Source organism: Spongiactinospora rosea, from assembly GCF_003315795.1.
Lineage (GTDB): Bacteria > Actinomycetota > Actinomycetes > Streptosporangiales > Streptosporangiaceae > Spongiactinospora > Spongiactinospora rosea.
This window is the reverse complement of record NZ_QMEY01000022.1, coordinates 18,754-34,021: the sequence shown is the minus strand read 5'-3', so window position 1 is coordinate 34,021 and position 15,268 is coordinate 18,754. Positions and strand designations below refer to the sequence as shown.

14 protein-coding genes and 1 riboswitch are annotated in these 15,268 nt (G+C 70.3%); of the genes, 5 read left to right on the top strand and 9 right to left on the bottom strand.

What is annotated here, in order from left to right; genetic code table 11:
* Nucleotides 1–174 precede the first annotated feature (174 nt).
* The 5 genes from groL to DP939_RS34575 all read right to left on the bottom strand — a co-directional run bounded on the left by groL (nt 175) and on the right by DP939_RS34575 (nt 6,277).
* The gene (groL, locus tag DP939_RS34595; protein ID WP_113985057.1) at nt 175–1,803 is read right to left on the bottom strand and encodes a chaperonin GroEL; all 1,629 of its coding nucleotides are present in this window, start codon (nt 1,801–1,803) and stop codon (nt 175–177) included.
* A 552-nt stretch (nt 1,804–2,355) separates the two neighbouring features.
* The gene (locus DP939_RS34590) at nt 2,356–2,556 is read right to left on the bottom strand and encodes a cold-shock protein (protein WP_106250594.1); all 201 of its coding nucleotides are present in this window, start codon (nt 2,554–2,556) and stop codon (nt 2,356–2,358) included.
* A 1,300-nt stretch (nt 2,557–3,856) separates the two neighbouring features.
* Nucleotides 3,857–4,138 (bottom strand): MoaD/ThiS family protein, encoded by a 282-nt coding sequence (locus tag DP939_RS34585; protein WP_113985056.1) that lies wholly within the window; start codon nt 4,136–4,138, stop codon nt 3,857–3,859.
* Between the two features lie 31 nt (nt 4,139–4,169).
* Entirely contained in the window at nt 4,170–5,435 is a 1,266-nt protein-coding gene (gene thrC / locus DP939_RS34580) for a threonine synthase (RefSeq protein WP_113985055.1), read from the bottom strand.
* Between the two features lie 15 nt (nt 5,436–5,450).
* A riboswitch (SAM riboswitch) is annotated at nt 5,451–5,595 on the bottom strand.
* A 124-nt stretch (nt 5,596–5,719) separates the two neighbouring features.
* A complete protein-coding gene (locus DP939_RS34575; protein ID WP_111168661.1) occupies nt 5,720–6,277 on the bottom strand; it encodes an RNA polymerase sigma factor in 558 nt (185 codons plus the stop codon).
* A gap of 103 nt (nt 6,278–6,380) precedes the next feature.
* Here DP939_RS34575 and DP939_RS34570 point away from each other — a divergent pair, with 103 nt between their 5' ends.
* Nucleotides 6,381–7,808, top strand: coding sequence for an alpha,alpha-trehalose-phosphate synthase (UDP-forming) (locus DP939_RS34570; RefSeq protein ID WP_113985054.1), 1,428 nt, complete (start codon nt 6,381–6,383; stop codon nt 7,806–7,808).
* Here the strand turns inward: DP939_RS34570 and otsB are convergent.
* Together otsB and DP939_RS34560 are read right to left on the bottom strand one after the other, a co-directional pair.
* A complete protein-coding gene (gene otsB, locus DP939_RS34565) occupies nt 7,777–8,646 on the bottom strand; it encodes a trehalose-phosphatase (protein ID WP_113985053.1) in 870 nt (289 codons plus the stop codon). The genes DP939_RS34570 and otsB overlap by 32 nt on opposite strands.
* 21 nt (nt 8,647–8,667) lie before the next feature.
* Complete coding sequence (locus DP939_RS34560; RefSeq protein WP_113985163.1) at nt 8,668–8,988, bottom strand: DUF3263 domain-containing protein; 321 nt, start codon at nt 8,986–8,988, stop codon at nt 8,668–8,670.
* A gap of 311 nt (nt 8,989–9,299) precedes the next feature.
* Here DP939_RS34560 and DP939_RS34555 point away from each other — a divergent pair, with 311 nt between their 5' ends.
* From DP939_RS34555 to DP939_RS34540, 4 genes are all read left to right on the top strand, one after another.
* Nucleotides 9,300–10,019: a hypothetical protein gene (locus DP939_RS34555; RefSeq protein ID WP_147268244.1), complete on the top strand. Its 720-nt coding sequence runs from the start codon at nt 9,300–9,302 to the stop codon at nt 10,017–10,019.
* The gene (locus tag DP939_RS34550) at nt 10,016–11,311 is read left to right on the top strand and encodes a S8 family peptidase (RefSeq protein WP_113985051.1); all 1,296 of its coding nucleotides are present in this window, start codon (nt 10,016–10,018) and stop codon (nt 11,309–11,311) included. Before DP939_RS34555 ends, DP939_RS34550 begins: the two co-directional genes overlap by 4 nt.
* A gap of 76 nt (nt 11,312–11,387) precedes the next feature.
* Entirely contained in the window at nt 11,388–12,470 is a 1,083-nt protein-coding gene (locus DP939_RS34545; protein ID WP_113985050.1) for a DUF1214 domain-containing protein, read from the top strand.
* A gap of 433 nt (nt 12,471–12,903) precedes the next feature.
* Nucleotides 12,904–13,131 (top strand): hypothetical protein, encoded by a 228-nt coding sequence (locus DP939_RS34540; RefSeq protein ID WP_113985049.1) that lies wholly within the window; start codon nt 12,904–12,906, stop codon nt 13,129–13,131.
* Between the two features lie 84 nt (nt 13,132–13,215).
* Here DP939_RS34540 and DP939_RS34535 read toward each other — a convergent pair whose 3' ends face one another.
* A complete protein-coding gene (locus DP939_RS34535) occupies nt 13,216–14,229 on the bottom strand; it encodes an ABC transporter ATP-binding protein (protein WP_113985048.1) in 1,014 nt (337 codons plus the stop codon).
* Complete coding sequence (locus tag DP939_RS34530) at nt 14,213–15,259, bottom strand: ABC transporter ATP-binding protein (protein WP_113985047.1); 1,047 nt, start codon at nt 15,257–15,259, stop codon at nt 14,213–14,215. The genes DP939_RS34535 and DP939_RS34530 overlap by 17 nt, the downstream gene beginning before the upstream one ends.
* Nucleotides 15,260–15,268: the final 9 nt, after the last annotated feature.

The following is a 15,268-nucleotide window of genomic DNA, read 5'->3' as shown; positions in this document are numbered from 1 at the left end:
CCACTGGCACACGCCCCTTCGGCCCTGCCCTCCGCAGAACCGGCCTTGCCCAGCCCGCGGGCCGCCGTTCGAGGCCGCAGGAAGATGTCCGGAACACGAAGAGGGCGGCCCCCGATGGGAGCCGCCCGCTTTGTCGCGCCGTGGTGGCGCTGGTGACGCTGTGGTGACGTGGACTCAGAAGTCCATGTCGCCGCCGCCGCCCGGCATGGCCGGAGCCTTCTCCTTCTCCGGCTTCTCGGCGATGACGGCCTCGGTGGTCAGGAACAGCGCCGCGATCGACGCAGCGTTCTGCAGCGCCGAACGGGTCACCTTCGCCGGGTCCAGAATGCCCGCCTTGAACATGTTGACGTACTCACCCGTCGCCGCGTTCAGGCCCTCACCCGGAGTCAGGTTGCGCACCTTCTCCACGACAACGCCGCCCTCAAGACCCGCGTTGACCGCGATCTGCTTCAGCGGCTCCTCAAGCGACTTGCGCACGATCGCCGCGCCCGTCGCCTCATCATCGCCCGACAGCTCCAGCTTTTCGAACGCCTTGGTGCCGGCCTGCAGCAGCGCCACACCACCGCCGGGCACGATGCCCTCTTCCACGGCCGCCTTGGCGTTGCGGACCGCGTCCTCGATGCGGTGCTTGCGCTCCTTCAGCTCGACCTCGGTCGCCGCACCGGCCTTGATCACCGCAACGCCGCCGGCCAGCTTGGCCAGCCGCTCCTGCAGCTTCTCGCGGTCGTAGTCGGAGTCGGTGTTGTCGATCTCGGCGCGGATCTGGTTCACCCGGCCCGCGATCTGCTCGGCGTCACCGGCGCCGTCCACGATCGTGGTCTCGTCCTTGGTCACCACGATCTTCCGCGCCCGGCCCAGCAGGTCCAGGCCCGCGGTCTCCAGCTTCAGGCCCAGCTCCTCGGAGACCACCTGGCCGCCGGTCAGCGTGGCGATGTCGCCCAGCATGGCCTTGCGGCGGTCACCGAAGCCCGGCGCCTTGACCGCGACGGAGCGGAACAGGCCACGGATCTTGTTGACCACGAGGGTGGCCAGGGCCTCGCCCTCGATGTCCTCGGCGATGATGACCAGCGGCTTGCCGGCCTGCACGACCTTGTCGAGCAGCGGCAGCAGGTCCTTGTTGGCCGAGATCTTGGAGTTGACGATGAGGATGTAGGCGTCCTCGAAGACCGCCTCCATGCGCTCGGGGTCGGTCACGAAGTAGCCCGAGACGTAGCCCTTGTCGAAGCGCATGCCCTCGGTGAGCTCAAGCTCCAGCCCGAAGGTGTTGCTCTCCTCGACGGTGATGACGCCTTCCTTGCCGACCTTGTCCATCGCCTCGGCGATGAGCGAGCCGATCTCGGGGTCGGCGGCGGAGATGGAGGCGGTGGAGGCGATCTGCTCCTTGGTCTCCACGTCCTTGGCCAGCTTGGACAGCTCCTCGCTGACCCGCTCCACGGCCGCCTCGATGCCCTTCTTCAGAGCCATCGGGTTGGCGCCCGCAGCAACGTTGCGCAGCCCCTCGCGCACCAGCGCCTGGGCGAGCACGGTGGCCGTGGTGGTGCCGTCACCTGCGACGTCGTCGGTCTTCTTCGCGACCTCCTTGACGAGCTCGGCCCCGATCTTCTCCCACGGGTCCTCGAGCTCGATCTCCTTGGCGATCGAGACACCGTCGTTGGTGATCGTGGGGGCGCCCCACTTCTTCTCCAGCACGACGTTGCGGCCCTTGGGCCCAAGGGTCACCTTCACGGCGTCGGCGAGCTGGTTCATACCGCGCTCGAGACCGCGCCGGGCGTCCTCGTTAAACGCGATCATCTTGGCTGCCATAAGGCTAGACCTCCCAGATACAGGGTGGCTTGCAGCGGATCGAGCCGACGCCCGCGACGGCATGTGGACCCGCTTCCGCACGACACCGGACGTCGTGGTCGGCGAGGCCCCATCGCCTCGATCCCGGTTTGTCACTCTCGACAGGAGAGTGCCAACGAACTGTTTAGCACTCTACCCCAGGGAGTGCAAGCGCGAACCCTTGTGACCTGCTGACCTGCCGATCTCTCACCCCTTCCGGGCCGCCCCCGCGCGCCGCCCGCAACGCTGATCCGCCGGTGGCCTGGTGAGGGTCACCGGCCACCGGCGGATCTGGATACGGCGTGCGTTTGTGTGATTGTGCAGTTTTTGCGGTAAGGGAAGGGACCGGACTGCGGAAAGGGGAAGGTCCGGCCCCTTCGGGTGGGCCGATGGCATCCGGCGGAACCGCGCGGACTGCGCTGCCGCACGCTTTCCGGACACACCGGCCCACCAGACGTTCCACGTGTGGATGACCCGCCTCACCTGCCCGGCGGCTCGGGGTCACCCTCGACGCCGACGGGCCGGCTATGCGGCTCAGACCGTCCGGACGGACTCAGCCTGGGGCCCCTTCTGCCCCTGGGTGATCTCGAACTCCACCCGCTGGCCCTGCTCCAACGAACGGTAACCGTCCATCATGATTGCCGAGTAATGGACAAACACATCCTTACCACCGTCTACCGCGATGAAGCCGTAGCCCTTGTCCGCGTTGAACCACTTGACGGTGCCCTGCGCCACTTTCCGACTCCTCTTGCTGGGCTCCGGGCCGCACCCATTCCTCTGCGCGGCCCGCGATCTCCGAGGCGGAGATAGAGCCGGAAGTATGGAACTCCCGGATAGTTGGGAGACCAACTTCTTACTCGTACTCGGCTACGTCGATCGAACTCGACCATACCTGTGGGACGGCATTGAGCAACAGAGTCAGGGCGCAAACTCACTCTTGACGTTCGCTCATAGCTTGTTGAGAGAATTTTCTTCCATCGAATCTATGGTTAAATCTTGCACCATTACCTATGACGGAATGGAACAGTGCCCGCTTAGCCGCCCGTCTTGGGGCGCCCCGGGCGGAGACTTCCGGGGCCATAACCCCATTCCCTCCACGGACTGCGACGCTTCCCGCACAACCCGCACACAGCACCCCAACCCCCTCGCCCCATTATGGGCCCCCACCCGATGTAATGAAGTGGTTGGAGTTCCGTAACCGCCACCGGCGGGCCCAGGCGTCTCCTAGCAGGTCGGGGCGCTTCCCGGGAGCGGGAGGCGGTGTCGAGCGGGCGTCCGGGCGCACCGAACGCGAATGACCCTCACCTCTGACGCAGTGCGGAAATAGCGGTACGCAAACACACGAATACCCATCAGTCACACTCGGGTCTGACAGGTGAGTCAGAGGTGACCGACCGGGGTCTTGGGCAATAGGGCCGGTAAGCCCTCGTGCCACAAGTCACCTCGGCACCGGCCGGCCCAGGGGACGGCCAATCCCGCCCGCCCGCCGGTGGGCGGAAGCCCGGTACGGGCCCTGGCGGGAATGGTGAGCGGGGCGCACCGAATACGGCCACGGCCGGTGGTGAAGGCGTGCCAGTCAAGGGCCGACATCCGTAATAGTGCCGATTACCGAGGCGCGGGTATCACGCGCCGGACGGGCTTTTAGCCGAGCTCACCGCCCGTCTTGAGGCTCGTGGGGCCGCAGCGGGGCAAGGTGCGATGGCGGCGACATGCGGGCAGGTCAGAGCGGGCCCCATACCGGGGCGGCACATTCGGCGGAGGCACGCGCATGGCTCGGCCACGAAGAACGATCTACCCGCCGCCCCGCCGGTCAACCGGCCTGGGCCCGCGAGCCGGGCGCGTCCGCGTCTCCAGGCTCCCCAGGGCGGGCCTCAGGCGTCAAAGGGTCATCAAAAGGCACGTAGAAGCACAGGTACGGCAGTCGGCTCCGAGTGCCGGGGAATCATGCCATTTCGGTATCGGAGCGAGCGACGCCGTACTGTCGGCTCTCGCCCGCTCCCTCCCCGAACACCGAAATGTACCGCTGAGGACACCCTCAGCGGGCGCCTCCCGCGACCGCCGGGATGACGGAGACCTGAACTCCGTCGGGCGTCGCCGTGTCCAGGCCCTCCGCGAAACGGACGTCCTCATCCCCCACATACACGTTCACAAAACGCCGGATCTTTCCGGATTCGTCGAGGATGCGGGCCCCGATGCCCGGGTAGTCCGCGTCCAGCTTCTGGAAGACCTCGCGCAGCGTCGCGCCCTCCCCGCCGACTTCCGCCGCCCCATCGGTGTATGTGCGCAGAATCGTCGGAATACGCACGGAAACGCTCATTTTCGGCTCACTTTCTCGTCAGATATGCGGTTCACTCGGCAACGGTCGCGCGGAAGGCGTCGAGAGACGGGCGGATCACCGCCGAGGGACGGGCGTGCGCCGCGACCGCGTCGAGGGTCTTCAGGCCGTCGCCGGTGTTGAGGACCACCGTCTCGGCCTCGGGGTCGAGGCGGCCCTCGCGGGCCAGCTTGGTCAGCACCCCGACGGTCACGCCGCCCGCCGTCTCGGCGAAGATGCCCTCGGTGCGCGCCAGCAGCCGGATCGCGTCCACGATCTGGTCGTCGGTGACATCCTCCACCACCCCGCCGGTACGGCGGACGATGTCCAGCACGTACGGCGCGTCCGCCGGGTTGCCGATGGCCAGCGACTTGGCGATGGTGTCCGGCTTGACGGGCTTGATCACGTCATGCCCGGCGCGGAACGCCGTCGCCACCGGCGCGCACCCCGCCGCCTGCGCCCCGATGACCTTGTAGGGCCGGTCCTCGACCAGGCCCAGCTTGATCAGCTCGGCGAAGCCCTTGTCGATCTTGGTGAGCTGCGAGCCGGAGGCGATCGGGATCACGATCTGCTCGGGCAGCCGCCACCCGAGCTGTTCGGCGATCTCGTAGGCGAGGGTCTTGGAGCCCTCGGCGTAGTAGGGCCGCAGGTTGACGTTGACGAATCCCCACTTGTCGCCCAGCGGGTCGCCGATCAGCTCCGAGCAGAAGCGGTTGACCTCGTCGTAGGTGCCCTCGATGCCGACGAGCCTGCCGCCGTACACCGACCCCATGACCACTTTGGCCTGCTCCAGGTCGGCGGGAATGAACACGCAGGCGTCGAGCCCGGCCCGCGCCGCCGCCGCCGTGACCGCGCCCGCGAGGTTGCCCGTCGAGGAGCAGGACAGGGTGTGGAAGCCGAAGTTGCGGGCGGCCTCGACGGCGATGGCCACCACACGGTCCTTGAAGGAGTGGGTGGGATTGCCCGAGTCGTCCTTGATGTGCAGCGAGCGCAGGCCCAGCTCGGCGGCCAGCCGGTCGGCCCGCACCAGCTTGGTCCAGCCGGGGGCCAGGTTGGGCTTGTCCGCCACGTCGGCGGGCACCGGGAGCAGCGCGCGGTACCGCCACACGCTGGTCGGCCCGGCCTCGATCTGCTCGCGGCTGACCGGCCCGAACTCGTACGCGACCTCCAGAGGGCCGAAACACTCGATACAGGCGAAGTCGGGGCCGAGGTCGTAGCGGGTGCCGCACTCGCGGCAGGAGAGTGCCACGGCGGCGCCGAAGTCGGTGGTGGCGGGCTTGGTGTGTGTCGCGAGCACCATGGAAGCGAGGCCTTTCCCTCATCTTCGCCTGCGACCACCTTGATCACAGGCCGGATTTGGCACCTGTCCCGGCCGGCCTCTCGCCATGTCGCGAGCGCTGATCTCCGGGAAGGTTGCCGGGGCTTCGCAGGGCCGGTCCCTCCACCCCTCTGGATGAGCAATATGAAGTTGTGAAGTCTGGCGAGCCTGATGGACAGGCTCGCTCGCACTCTACCCGGCAACCGGACATCCGTGACGAAGCATCTCAGCATTCAAGACGGCCGCCGTCCAGAAACCGGCTGAGGTCAGCCTCCGTAGGCGTCGCCCAGAGCCGCCTGAACGAACTTGCGCGCCTGGTGGATGCGTGACTTGGCGGTGCCGAGCGGGATCTGGAGCTGCTCCGCCACCTCCGCGTAGTCGAGCTGGCAGATGTCACGTAACACCAGCGCCTGCGCGAGGTCCGGTTTGTCGGCCTCCAGGGCCTCCATGGCGTCGAGCAGGTCAAGTCGCGACCCCGCGATCACGCTCACCCTGCGGACGTCCGGACGCTGCATGGGCAGCTCGTCCGAACTCTGCTCGGCCGCCCGGCGCTTGAGCGTGCGGTACGTCGTGCGCGCGCAGTTGGCCGTCACGATGTGCAGCCAGGTGCTGAACCGGGCCCGCCCCTCGAACCGGCCGATGTTGCGCGCCACCGCCAGCAACGTGTCCTGGCACGCCTCCTCGGCGTCCTGGTGGTAAGGAAGGATGCGGCCGCAGTGCCGCAGCACGTCGGGCTCGATCCGCCGCAACAGCTCGCCGAGTGCCCGGTGGTCACCCTGCGCGGCGGCGCGGGCCAGTTGCTCGGTCGTCTCGTCCAGCGCCATTCGGGTCCCCATCAGCCGTGAGTCCTGGACATCCTATGGTCAGGGATCAGGGTTGGTTAACCTTCCCGCAAGCGTCCCACGGCGAAGGAACGGTGGTCCAACGTTGAACGCTGTCCTGGTGGCCTCCAACCGCGGCCCGGTCTCCTTCACCCTGTCCGAGGGCGGCGAGCTGACCATGCGCAGGGGCGGCGGCGGCCTGGTCTCCGGCCTGTCCGGGGTGGTCAAGCAGATGGACGTGCTGTGGGTGTGCGCGGCGCTGTCCGACGGCGACCGCTCCGCCGTACGCCTGGCGCCCGGCGGACGCCTGGACCGCGCCGGATACGACACCGGCCCGCTGCGCATGCTGGACATCCCGCCCGCGACCTTCCACCGGGCCTACAACGCGGTCGCCAACTCGACCCTGTGGTTCGTCAACCACCTGCTCTACGACACGCCCAACAAGCCGCACTTCGACGGCAGGTTCCGCCGCGAGTGGGAGTCCTACCAGTCCTACAACGCGGCGTTCGCGCTGGCGCTCGCCGAGCAGGCCGGGCCGGGCGCGCGGGTGATGATCCAGGACTACCACCTCACGCTGGCCCCCGCGATGCTCCGCGGCGAACGCCCCGACGTGCGGATCGCGCACTTCTCGCACACGCCGTGGGCCCCGCCCGAGTACTTCGCGCTGCTGCCCGACGACGTGGGGATCGAGGTGCTGTCCGGCATCCTGGGGGCCGACCACGCGGGGTTCCTGACCGAGCGGTGGGCGGCGGCGTTCATGGACTGCTGCGAGGTCGTGCTCGGGGCGCGGGTGGACCGCGCCCGTCGTACCGTCGTCCACCAGGGCCGGACGACCAAGATCGGCGTGCACGGGCTCGGCGTGGACGGCGAGGCCCTGTGGGCGCGGGCGCTGGAGCCGGACGTCGAGTCGCACATGGCCGCGCTGCGCCAGCGGGTCGGGGGCTGCCGGCTGATCGTCCGGATCGACCGCACCGAGCTGTCCAAGAACATCGTGCGCGGCCTGCTGTCCTACCGGGAGTTCCTGGCGCAGCACCCGGAGTGGCACGGCCGGGTCGTCCATCTGGCCTTCGCCTACCCGTCGCGGCACGACCTGCCGGAGTACCGGGAGTACACCGCGGCGGTGCAGCGCTGCGCCAAGGAGATCGAGGACGACTACGCCACCGAGGACTGGGACCCGCTGATCCTCAACGTCCACGACGACTACCCGCGCTCGCTGGCCGCCTACCGGATGGCCGACGTGCTGCTGGTCAACCCCATCCGCGACGGGATGAACCTGGTGGCCAAGGAGGGCCCGATCCTGTCACCGCGCTCGGCGCTGGTGCTCTCCCGTGAGGCGGGCGCGGCGGCCGAGCTGGGCCGGGACGCGATCCTGGTCAACCCCTACGACGTCTCCGGCACCGCACGGGCCCTGCACGAGGGCCTGACGATGCCGGAGGAGGAACGCGCGCGCAGGGGCGAACGGCTGCGCGAGGCGGCGACCGCGCTGCCGCCCGCCGCGTGGTTCAGTCAGCAGCTCGACGCCCTGGACGGCTGACCGCCCCGGCCAGCGCCCGCAGCAGCGCCACCACGCCGTCGGGGCCGTCCACGATGATGTCGGCGCGCTCGCTCAGCGCGGTGACCTCGGCCGAGCCGCTGCACACGGTCACGCCGGGCAGGCCGGACTGGCGTACCGCGTCGAAGGCGGCCAGGTCGCCCAGGTCGTCGCCGACGTACATCACCGAGCGGGCGGACCGCTCGGCCAGGAAGGCGGACAGCGCGTCGCCCTTGTCCGTGCCAGGTGGGCGCAGCTCCAGGACCAGCCGCCCCGGCTCGACGATCAGGTCGTGCCGGGCGGCGAGCGCGGCGAGCGGCTCGGTCAGCGCCGCGAACGCGGCGGCCGGGTCGGCGGTGCGGCGCGTGTGCACGGCCAGCGCCCTGCCCTTGTCCTCGACCCAGGCGTCCGGCACCCCGGCCGCGGCCAGGACCTCCGGCAGCGCGGCACGGACCGCCGCCACGCCCGCCGGCGGCGGCGGCGAGGCCAGCTCCCCGGCCTCCCAGCGCTCCACGCCGTACTGCCCGAGCACGACCAGCCCCGGCACGTCGGCCAGCGCGGCGTCCGCGCCGCCGCCGTACTCGATCACGGAGGCCGCCGGGCGGCCGGTCAGGACCAGGACGGTGCCCACGGCCGCGCCCAGGGTGGCGAGCACGCCGGGGGCGGCGGGATGCACGCGGGCGGCGGCGGGGTCGGCCACGATCGGCGACAGCGTGCCGTCGAAGTCGAGCCCGACGACCGCGCCGGAGGGATCGGCCAGGATCTTGTCGAGCCCCACGGACCCCGCGGCCGTACGCGGCCACGGCAGCTCCGCGGACGGGGCCTCAGGTTGGTCGCTCATCCGCTTCCCTTACCCGGACCGTCACGGACGCATGCCGAGCCGGCGGGCGGCCCGCTCGCGCTGCCTGGCGGCGCGCAGCCGGCGCAGCCGCTTGATCAGCATCGGGTCGTGGGCCAGCGCCTCCTGGCGCTCGACCAGCTCGCCGAGGAGCTGGTAGTAGCGGGTGGCGGAGAATCCGAAAGCCTCGCGGATCGCCTGTTCCTTGGCGCCCGCGTAGCGCCACCACTGGCGCTCGAAGGCCAGGATGTCGCGGTCGCGTTCGCTGAGCCCGTCAATGATCTGTGCTTCTTCGGGAGCGTCATCGGGGGTGTCACTGTCACCGTCCACCGGCGCAGTGTCCATACTGTCCTCCTCGGTCGGGCCCGCGACGGTCACGTCACGAGCGCGCGGCCCGCAGCCATCGTAGTCGGCAATTTGCGGGCCTTCATGGGGGTTGTACAGACTTGGTGGCCGCGCCCGCGGGCAAGGGGCCGGGCGGGACCCGGTAATGCCCGCCCCAAATTGCGGGCCCAATCTCACTACCCTGGGTATCGGTTTGTTCACCGATACGCCGCGTCGGCGCGCGCTCGCATGTCAGAATGAGGCCGGCACCAGCGGATGATCGGGGAGCGGGCCCGTGAGCCGCGGCCTGATCCGTTTTGGCGAGGGCGCTCTTGACCGAAGCACGTGACACACGTCGCCGCGGCGCACACCGCAAACGCCGCCCGTGGCCGGTGTGGGCGTTCCTCCGCAGGCCGTACACACTGCCCGTCGTCCTCGCCGCGGCGGTCGGCCTGATCGCGCACTCCTGGCCGCCCGCGCACAGCGGCACCGGCGCCCCGGTGGCCGACCGCTGGCGTTCCTGGCCCGCCGCGCGCATCTTCCCCGCCACGCTGCCGGGCACCAGCCCGTCGGGGGCCACCGTCCGCTACCGGCTGACCGGGGTCGCCGCGGAGGCCCCCTGCGCGCGGGCGCTGCAACCGGCCGCGGCCAAGGCGCTGAGCCGGCTCGGCTGCCTGACCACGCTGCGCGCGACCTACTCCGACAGCACGCAGACCTACGTCGCCACGGCCGGGATCGCGGTGCTGTCCGACTCGGCGGCGGAGGCGTCCTCGCGGGTCGCGCGGCGGCTCGCCACGCAGCGGTCGGGGCGGCCCCGGCTGCGCCCGTCCACGGTCCGCCCGGCGGGCTTCGCGGGCGGCGCGGCGGAGGGGTTCGGCGAACGCCAGTACATCGCGGGGGCGCTGGCCGCGGGCGAACACCGTTACGTGGTGCTCACCTCGGCCGGTTACGCCGACGGCCGCCCGTACACCGCGGGCTCCCCCATCGACGGCCGGCTGCCCCGGCTGGCCCGTGAGCTGGCCGTCACCCTGCACCGGGACCTCACCCGGTGAGGCCGCTCCGCCCGCCCGCGCCGATCGCCCTGGCGGCGGCGCTGTTCGCGCTGCCCGCCCTGGTCGCGGCCGTGCCGGACACCCCGGTCCGCGCCGACGACGTCGGTACGGCGGCACGCGCCAAACAGTGGCCGCTCACCGCGTTACGCGCGGCCGAAGCCTGGCGGCACACCCGCGGCGAGGGCGTACTGGTCGCGGTCCTCGACACCGGCGTCGATCCCCGCCACCCCGACCTCGCGGGCGCGGTCACCGTGGGCCCCGACTTCACCGGCGGCCGGGGCGCGTCGCGCTACTCCGGCCACCACGGCACCTCGATGGCCAGCCTGATCGCCGGGCGCGGGCACGGCGACCGCGACGCGAGCGGCGTGCTCGGCGTCGCCCCCGAGGCGCGGGTGCTGTCCGTGCGGGTCACCCTGGAGAACGACGACCCGCAGCGCAAACGCCTCGCCGGGCGCGGCACCAACGCGCTGGCCAAGGGCATCCGCTACGCCACCGACCACGGGGCCGACGTGATCAGCATGTCGCTCGGCGGCGGCAGCGGCACCTGGGAGGGCTCGGCCGCCGAGGAGGAGGCCGTCCAGTACGCGATCGACCAGGGCGTGGTGCTGGTCGCCTCCTCCGGCAACGACGGCGCGAGCGGCAACAGGAAGAACTTCCCGGCCGCCTACCCCGGGGTGATCGCGGTGGGCGCGGTGGACGAGTCGCTGCGGGTGCCCCGGTTCTCCAACCGTCAGGAGTACCTCTCGGTGGTCGCGCCGGGGGCGCGGATCGTCAGCGCGGACGGCCCCGACTCCTACGTGGTGGGCGACGGCACCAGTTCGGCGGCGGCCATGGTCGCGGGCGTCGTGTCGCTGGTCCGCGCGCGGTACCCGGAGCTGTCCCCCGCGCAGGTGCGCCGGGCGGTGGAACGCGGGACCGCGCGCCGCCCCGCCGCCGGTCACGACTCGGCGTACGGGCACGGCGTGGTCCGCGCGGACCTCGCGCTGGAACAGGCCGGGCGATACGCCAGACGCCGGGTCACCGGGGGGCTGCTGACGCCTATGGGTAACGGACACGCCCGGGATGCAGATGAGCCCGAATTCACACAAAGTCCGGCGAACGCGCGATCACCGGCGATTCGCCCCGGCGGGCCGCCCTCCGGCCCCGTCTACTTCGGCGGCGGTCCCCCACCGGACGACTCGACGCCCTCCCGGCGGCTGGTGGGGGCGGCGTTGATCCTGGTCAGCGTGCTGCTCGGGGTGAGCATCGCGGTCCGCGACCGGCGCGGCAGCCGGTCCGCGCGCAGCCGCTGAACGGCCCGCCGAATGGATCTATAGCGGGGTTGTCAAGGGATGTTGGCGGAGGTGCCCGTATGCCAATATTGGCCCCATGAGCGCGCTCCGCACCGCAGGCGTCCCGGACAGCTCCGCAGTCTTCCACGAGATCCTCGCCGAGCTGGCACGCATCGAACAGGGCGTTTCCTCCGACCCGGCCTTCGACGAACGCACCAAGGCCGAAGGCCGCGCCTGGGCGTTCTCGCTGCTGCGCGTGGCGCTCGACACACAGGTATGGGCGCATCCGCACCGGCCGCGCTTCACCGACATCGTCTGGCCGTACGCCAAGTGGGGCGGCGACAACGCCGACGCCTACTTCTGCTTCACGCCGCTGGACCCGGAGCGCACGTACCTGATCACCGGGCAGCGCGCCGACGCCGCGTACATGTCGCTCACCCTGTACGGCGGGCCCGACGACGGCCGCTACGCCGAACGGATCGTCGCCACCGCCAACGACCGGACCCTGCGCTTCGGCGCGGACGGCTCCTTCGAGCTGATCCTCTCGCCCGACGACCCGCCGCAGGACAGCGCCGCCAACTGGCTGCGCCTCGAATCCGACGTGGTGTGCGCGATCACCCGCGACTACCTCGTGTCCCCGGAGACCGGCCGCCGGGCCACCTGGAGCATCGAGTGCCTGGACGCGCCCGACGACCCGCCCAGGGAGACCGACGCCGACCTCGCCCGTCGGTTCACGGCGGCGCTCACCTGGCTGCGCGAGCAGTCCACGCTGGTGCTGCCGCTGGTGGAGGAGAACGACGTCGCCGAGCCCTACCCGGTGCCCACCACGACCTTCGGGTGGGCGGCGGGCGACGCGGCGTACGCGATGGGGTCCTTCGACCTGCGGCCGGGGGAGGCGCTGCTGATCGAGGGGCGCTCGCCGGAGTGCGCCTTCTGGAACATGTGCCTGTGGAACCCGTTCCAGCACACGTACGACTACGCGTGGGAGCGGGTGACCATCAACGGCGGGCAGGTGGAGTACGAGCCGGACGGCTCCTGGCGCATCGTGATCTCCGCCACCGACCCCGGCATGCCCAACTGGGTCTCCACCGCAGGCCACGAACGCGGCCGCATCTGGTTCCGCTGGTTCCTCCCCGACCACACCCCCGAACGCCCCCTGACGAAGGTGATCAAAGTCTGAGCTGTGTTTATGGCGCTCGCTGTGCTCATGGCGCTCGCTCCGCTCGCGCGGGGCCCGGGCGCCCTCAAGGCCGCGCCCTCCACTCCTCCTGCCCATGGCGACGCTGGCGCGTCGCGGCGAGGGCGCTGATAACCGGCGCGCTTCCCTCGTCGCTCGCTCCCTCACTCCATCGCTCGTCACTCCGGACACGACCGCGCCCGGGCCGTGCGTGGTTGCGGCAGGCGCGTCACTAAGAAGTGCCTAAAGCGCTCGCTCCGCTCGCGCGGGGTGGCGGTCGGCGTGGGCCTTGTTCGAGCACAGCGGGCGTAATGGACGGATCAAGTCGGGGCCTGAGGTACTGGGGTGGGTGCGAGGCTGTCGGGGACATATCGCATCCACCCGGGGACGTTCTGTGATCACACGTGCCCCGGGAGAGCTTCGGGGGAAGTAGCAAATGATCCGACGCATTTTCGTCGCGACCGCCATCGTCGGCATGGCCGCGTTCGGTACGGCCGGGGTCGCGTCCGCGGTGGCGCAGGACCCGCTGGGGGATCTGGTCGGCATGGTGACCGGCCTCACCAACGGCAGCGCCCTGGGCGGCGTGGCCGGTGGGGCGGTCGGCGGGGCCACCGGTGCCGCCGCCGGAGCGGCGGGCGCGGCCGGGGCGGCCGCCGGCCGCTGACCGCCGGCGCCAACGGCGAACCAACGGCTGAGCCCTCCACAAGACCGGCCTGTGGAGGGCTCAGACGCGTTATTCCAGCCCGCGTCAGGCGTGCACGACGTCCTGGGTCTCGGCGAAGTGACAGGCGCTCTCGTGGGCCGTGCCGGTGCGGATCTCCAGCAGCGGCTCCTCCTTGGCGCAGATCTCCTGCGCCTTCCAGCAACGGGTGCGGAAGCGGCAGCCCGAGGGCGGGTTCGCCGGGGACGGCGGGTCGCCCTGCAAGATGATCCGCTCCCGCGCCTCGCGGCCCTCCGGGTCGGGGACCGGTACGGCGGAGAGCAACGCCTGCGTGTAGGGATGGGCGGGCTTGTCGTAGATCTCGGTGTCCTTACCGAGTTCGACGAGCTTGCCCAGGTACATCACCGCGACCCGGTCGGAGATGTGGCGCACCACCGACAGGTCGTGGGCGATGAAGATGTACGCCAGGTTGAACTCGTTCTGCAGCCGCTCCAGCAGGTTGATCACCTGGGCCTGGATGGACACGTCGAGCGCGGAGACCGGCTCGTCACAGATGATGATCTCCGGCTGGAGCGCCAGGCCCCTGGCGATCCCGATGCGCTGCCGCTGGCCGCCGGAGAACTGGTGCGGGTAGCGGTTGATGTGGTCGGGGTTGAGACCGACCACCTCCAGCAGTTCCTGCACCTTGCGCCGCCGGTCGCCCTTCGGGGCCACGTCGGGGTGGATCTCGTACGGCTCGCCGATGATGTCGCCGACCGTCATCCTCGGGTTGAGCGAGGTGTACGGGTCCTGCATCACCATCTGCACGTTGCGGCGCATCCGCTTCAGCGCGCCGCCCCTGGCGGCGGCCATGTCCTCGCCGTTGATCTTCACGCTGCCCGACGTCGGCCGCTCCAGCGCCATCAGCACCTTGGCCAGCGTGGACTTGCCGCAACCCGACTCGCCCACGACGCCCAGGGTCTCGCCCCTGTGCAGGTCGAAGGAGACGCCGTCCACGGCCTTGATCTGGCCGATCTGCCGCTTGAAGATGATCCCCTGGGTCAGCGGGAAGTGCTTGACCAGGTCACGGACCTCAAGGACCCGTTCACCCGTGGCTGCCATCGAGGACCTCCCTCCAGTAGTGGCACGCGCTGTTGCGGTCCAGGTTGATCTCGTTCAGCGGGGGGACGTCGGTGACGCAGTTGTCCTGCCGGTACGGGCAGCGCGGGTGGAAGGCGCAGCCCGAGGGCATGTCCAGCAGGTTGGGCGGAAGCCCCTTGATCGCGTAGAGCTCCTGGCCCTTCAGGTCCACGCGGGGGATCGACTCCAGCAGGCCCTTGGTGTAGGGGTGGCCGGGGTTCTTGTAGATGTCGCGTACGGGGGCGTTCTCGACGATGCGCCCGGCGTACATGACGGCGATCTTGTCGGCGACGTCCGCCACCACCCCGAGGTCGTGGGTGATGAGGATCAGGCCCATGTTGCTCTCGCGCTGGAGTTCGGCGAGCAGTTCCATGATCTGGGCCTGCACCGTCACGTCCAGCGCGGTGGTGGGCTCGTCGGCGATCAGTACCTCGGGGTCCAGCGCGATGGACATCGCGATCATGATGCGCTGCCGCATACCGCCGGAGAACTGGTGCGGGTAGTCGTTCACCCGCTGCTTGGCGCCCGGGATGCGGACCCGTTCCATCAGTTCCACGGCCTTCTTCAGCGCGTCGCGCTTGGACATGCCGCGGTGGACCCGGAACATCTCACTGATCTGCCAGCCCACGGTGAAGACCGGGTTGAGCGCGGACAGCGCGTCCTGGAAGATCATGGCGATCCGCTGGCCGCGGATCTGGGCGCGGGCGTCCTCGCTCAGTTTGAGCAGGTCCGTCCCGCGGAACTTGATCGATCCCTGGGGGATCCTGGCCGGCGGCATGTCGAGGATGCCCATGATGGCCTGAGCGGTCACCGACTTGCCGGACCCGGATTCGCCGAGCACCGCCAGGCTCTCACCGGGCATGAGCGAGTAGCTCACCCCGTTGACGGCCTTGACCAGCCCCGCTCTGGTGACGAACTCCACATGGAGATCGTCCACCTCAAGCAGTGCGTCGTTGCCCAGCCCTCCCTCGGCGGGCAACACATCGGTGGCGGTTGTCTTCGCGGATTTCACGGATCCCCC

What these genes read in the sequence shown, in the direction of transcription:
- otsB (WP_113985053.1), bottom strand. Translation starts at nt 8,646, where the DNA reads ATGAGCGACCAACCTGAGGCCCCGTCCGCGGAGCTGCCGTGGCCGCGT.
- thrC (WP_113985055.1), bottom strand. Translation starts at nt 5,435, where the DNA reads ATGGTGCTCGCGACACACACCAAGCCCGCCACCACCGACTTCGGCGCC.
- DP939_RS34540 (WP_113985049.1), top strand. Translation starts at nt 12,904, where the DNA reads ATGATCCGACGCATTTTCGTCGCGACCGCCATCGTCGGCATGGCCGCG.
- DP939_RS34560 (WP_113985163.1), bottom strand. Translation starts at nt 8,988, where the DNA reads ATGGACACTGCGCCGGTGGACGGTGACAGTGACACCCCCGATGACGCT.
- DP939_RS34585 (WP_113985056.1), bottom strand. Translation starts at nt 4,138, where the DNA reads ATGAGCGTTTCCGTGCGTATTCCGACGATTCTGCGCACATACACCGAT.
- DP939_RS34575 (WP_111168661.1), bottom strand. Translation starts at nt 6,277, where the DNA reads ATGGCGCTGGACGAGACGACCGAGCAACTGGCCCGCGCCGCCGCGCAG.
- DP939_RS34535 (WP_113985048.1), bottom strand. Translation starts at nt 14,229, where the DNA reads ATGGCAGCCACGGGTGAACGGGTCCTTGAGGTCCGTGACCTGGTCAAG.
- DP939_RS34545 (WP_113985050.1), top strand. Translation starts at nt 11,388, where the DNA reads ATGAGCGCGCTCCGCACCGCAGGCGTCCCGGACAGCTCCGCAGTCTTC.
- groL (WP_113985057.1), bottom strand. Translation starts at nt 1,803, where the DNA reads ATGGCAGCCAAGATGATCGCGTTTAACGAGGACGCCCGGCGCGGTCTC.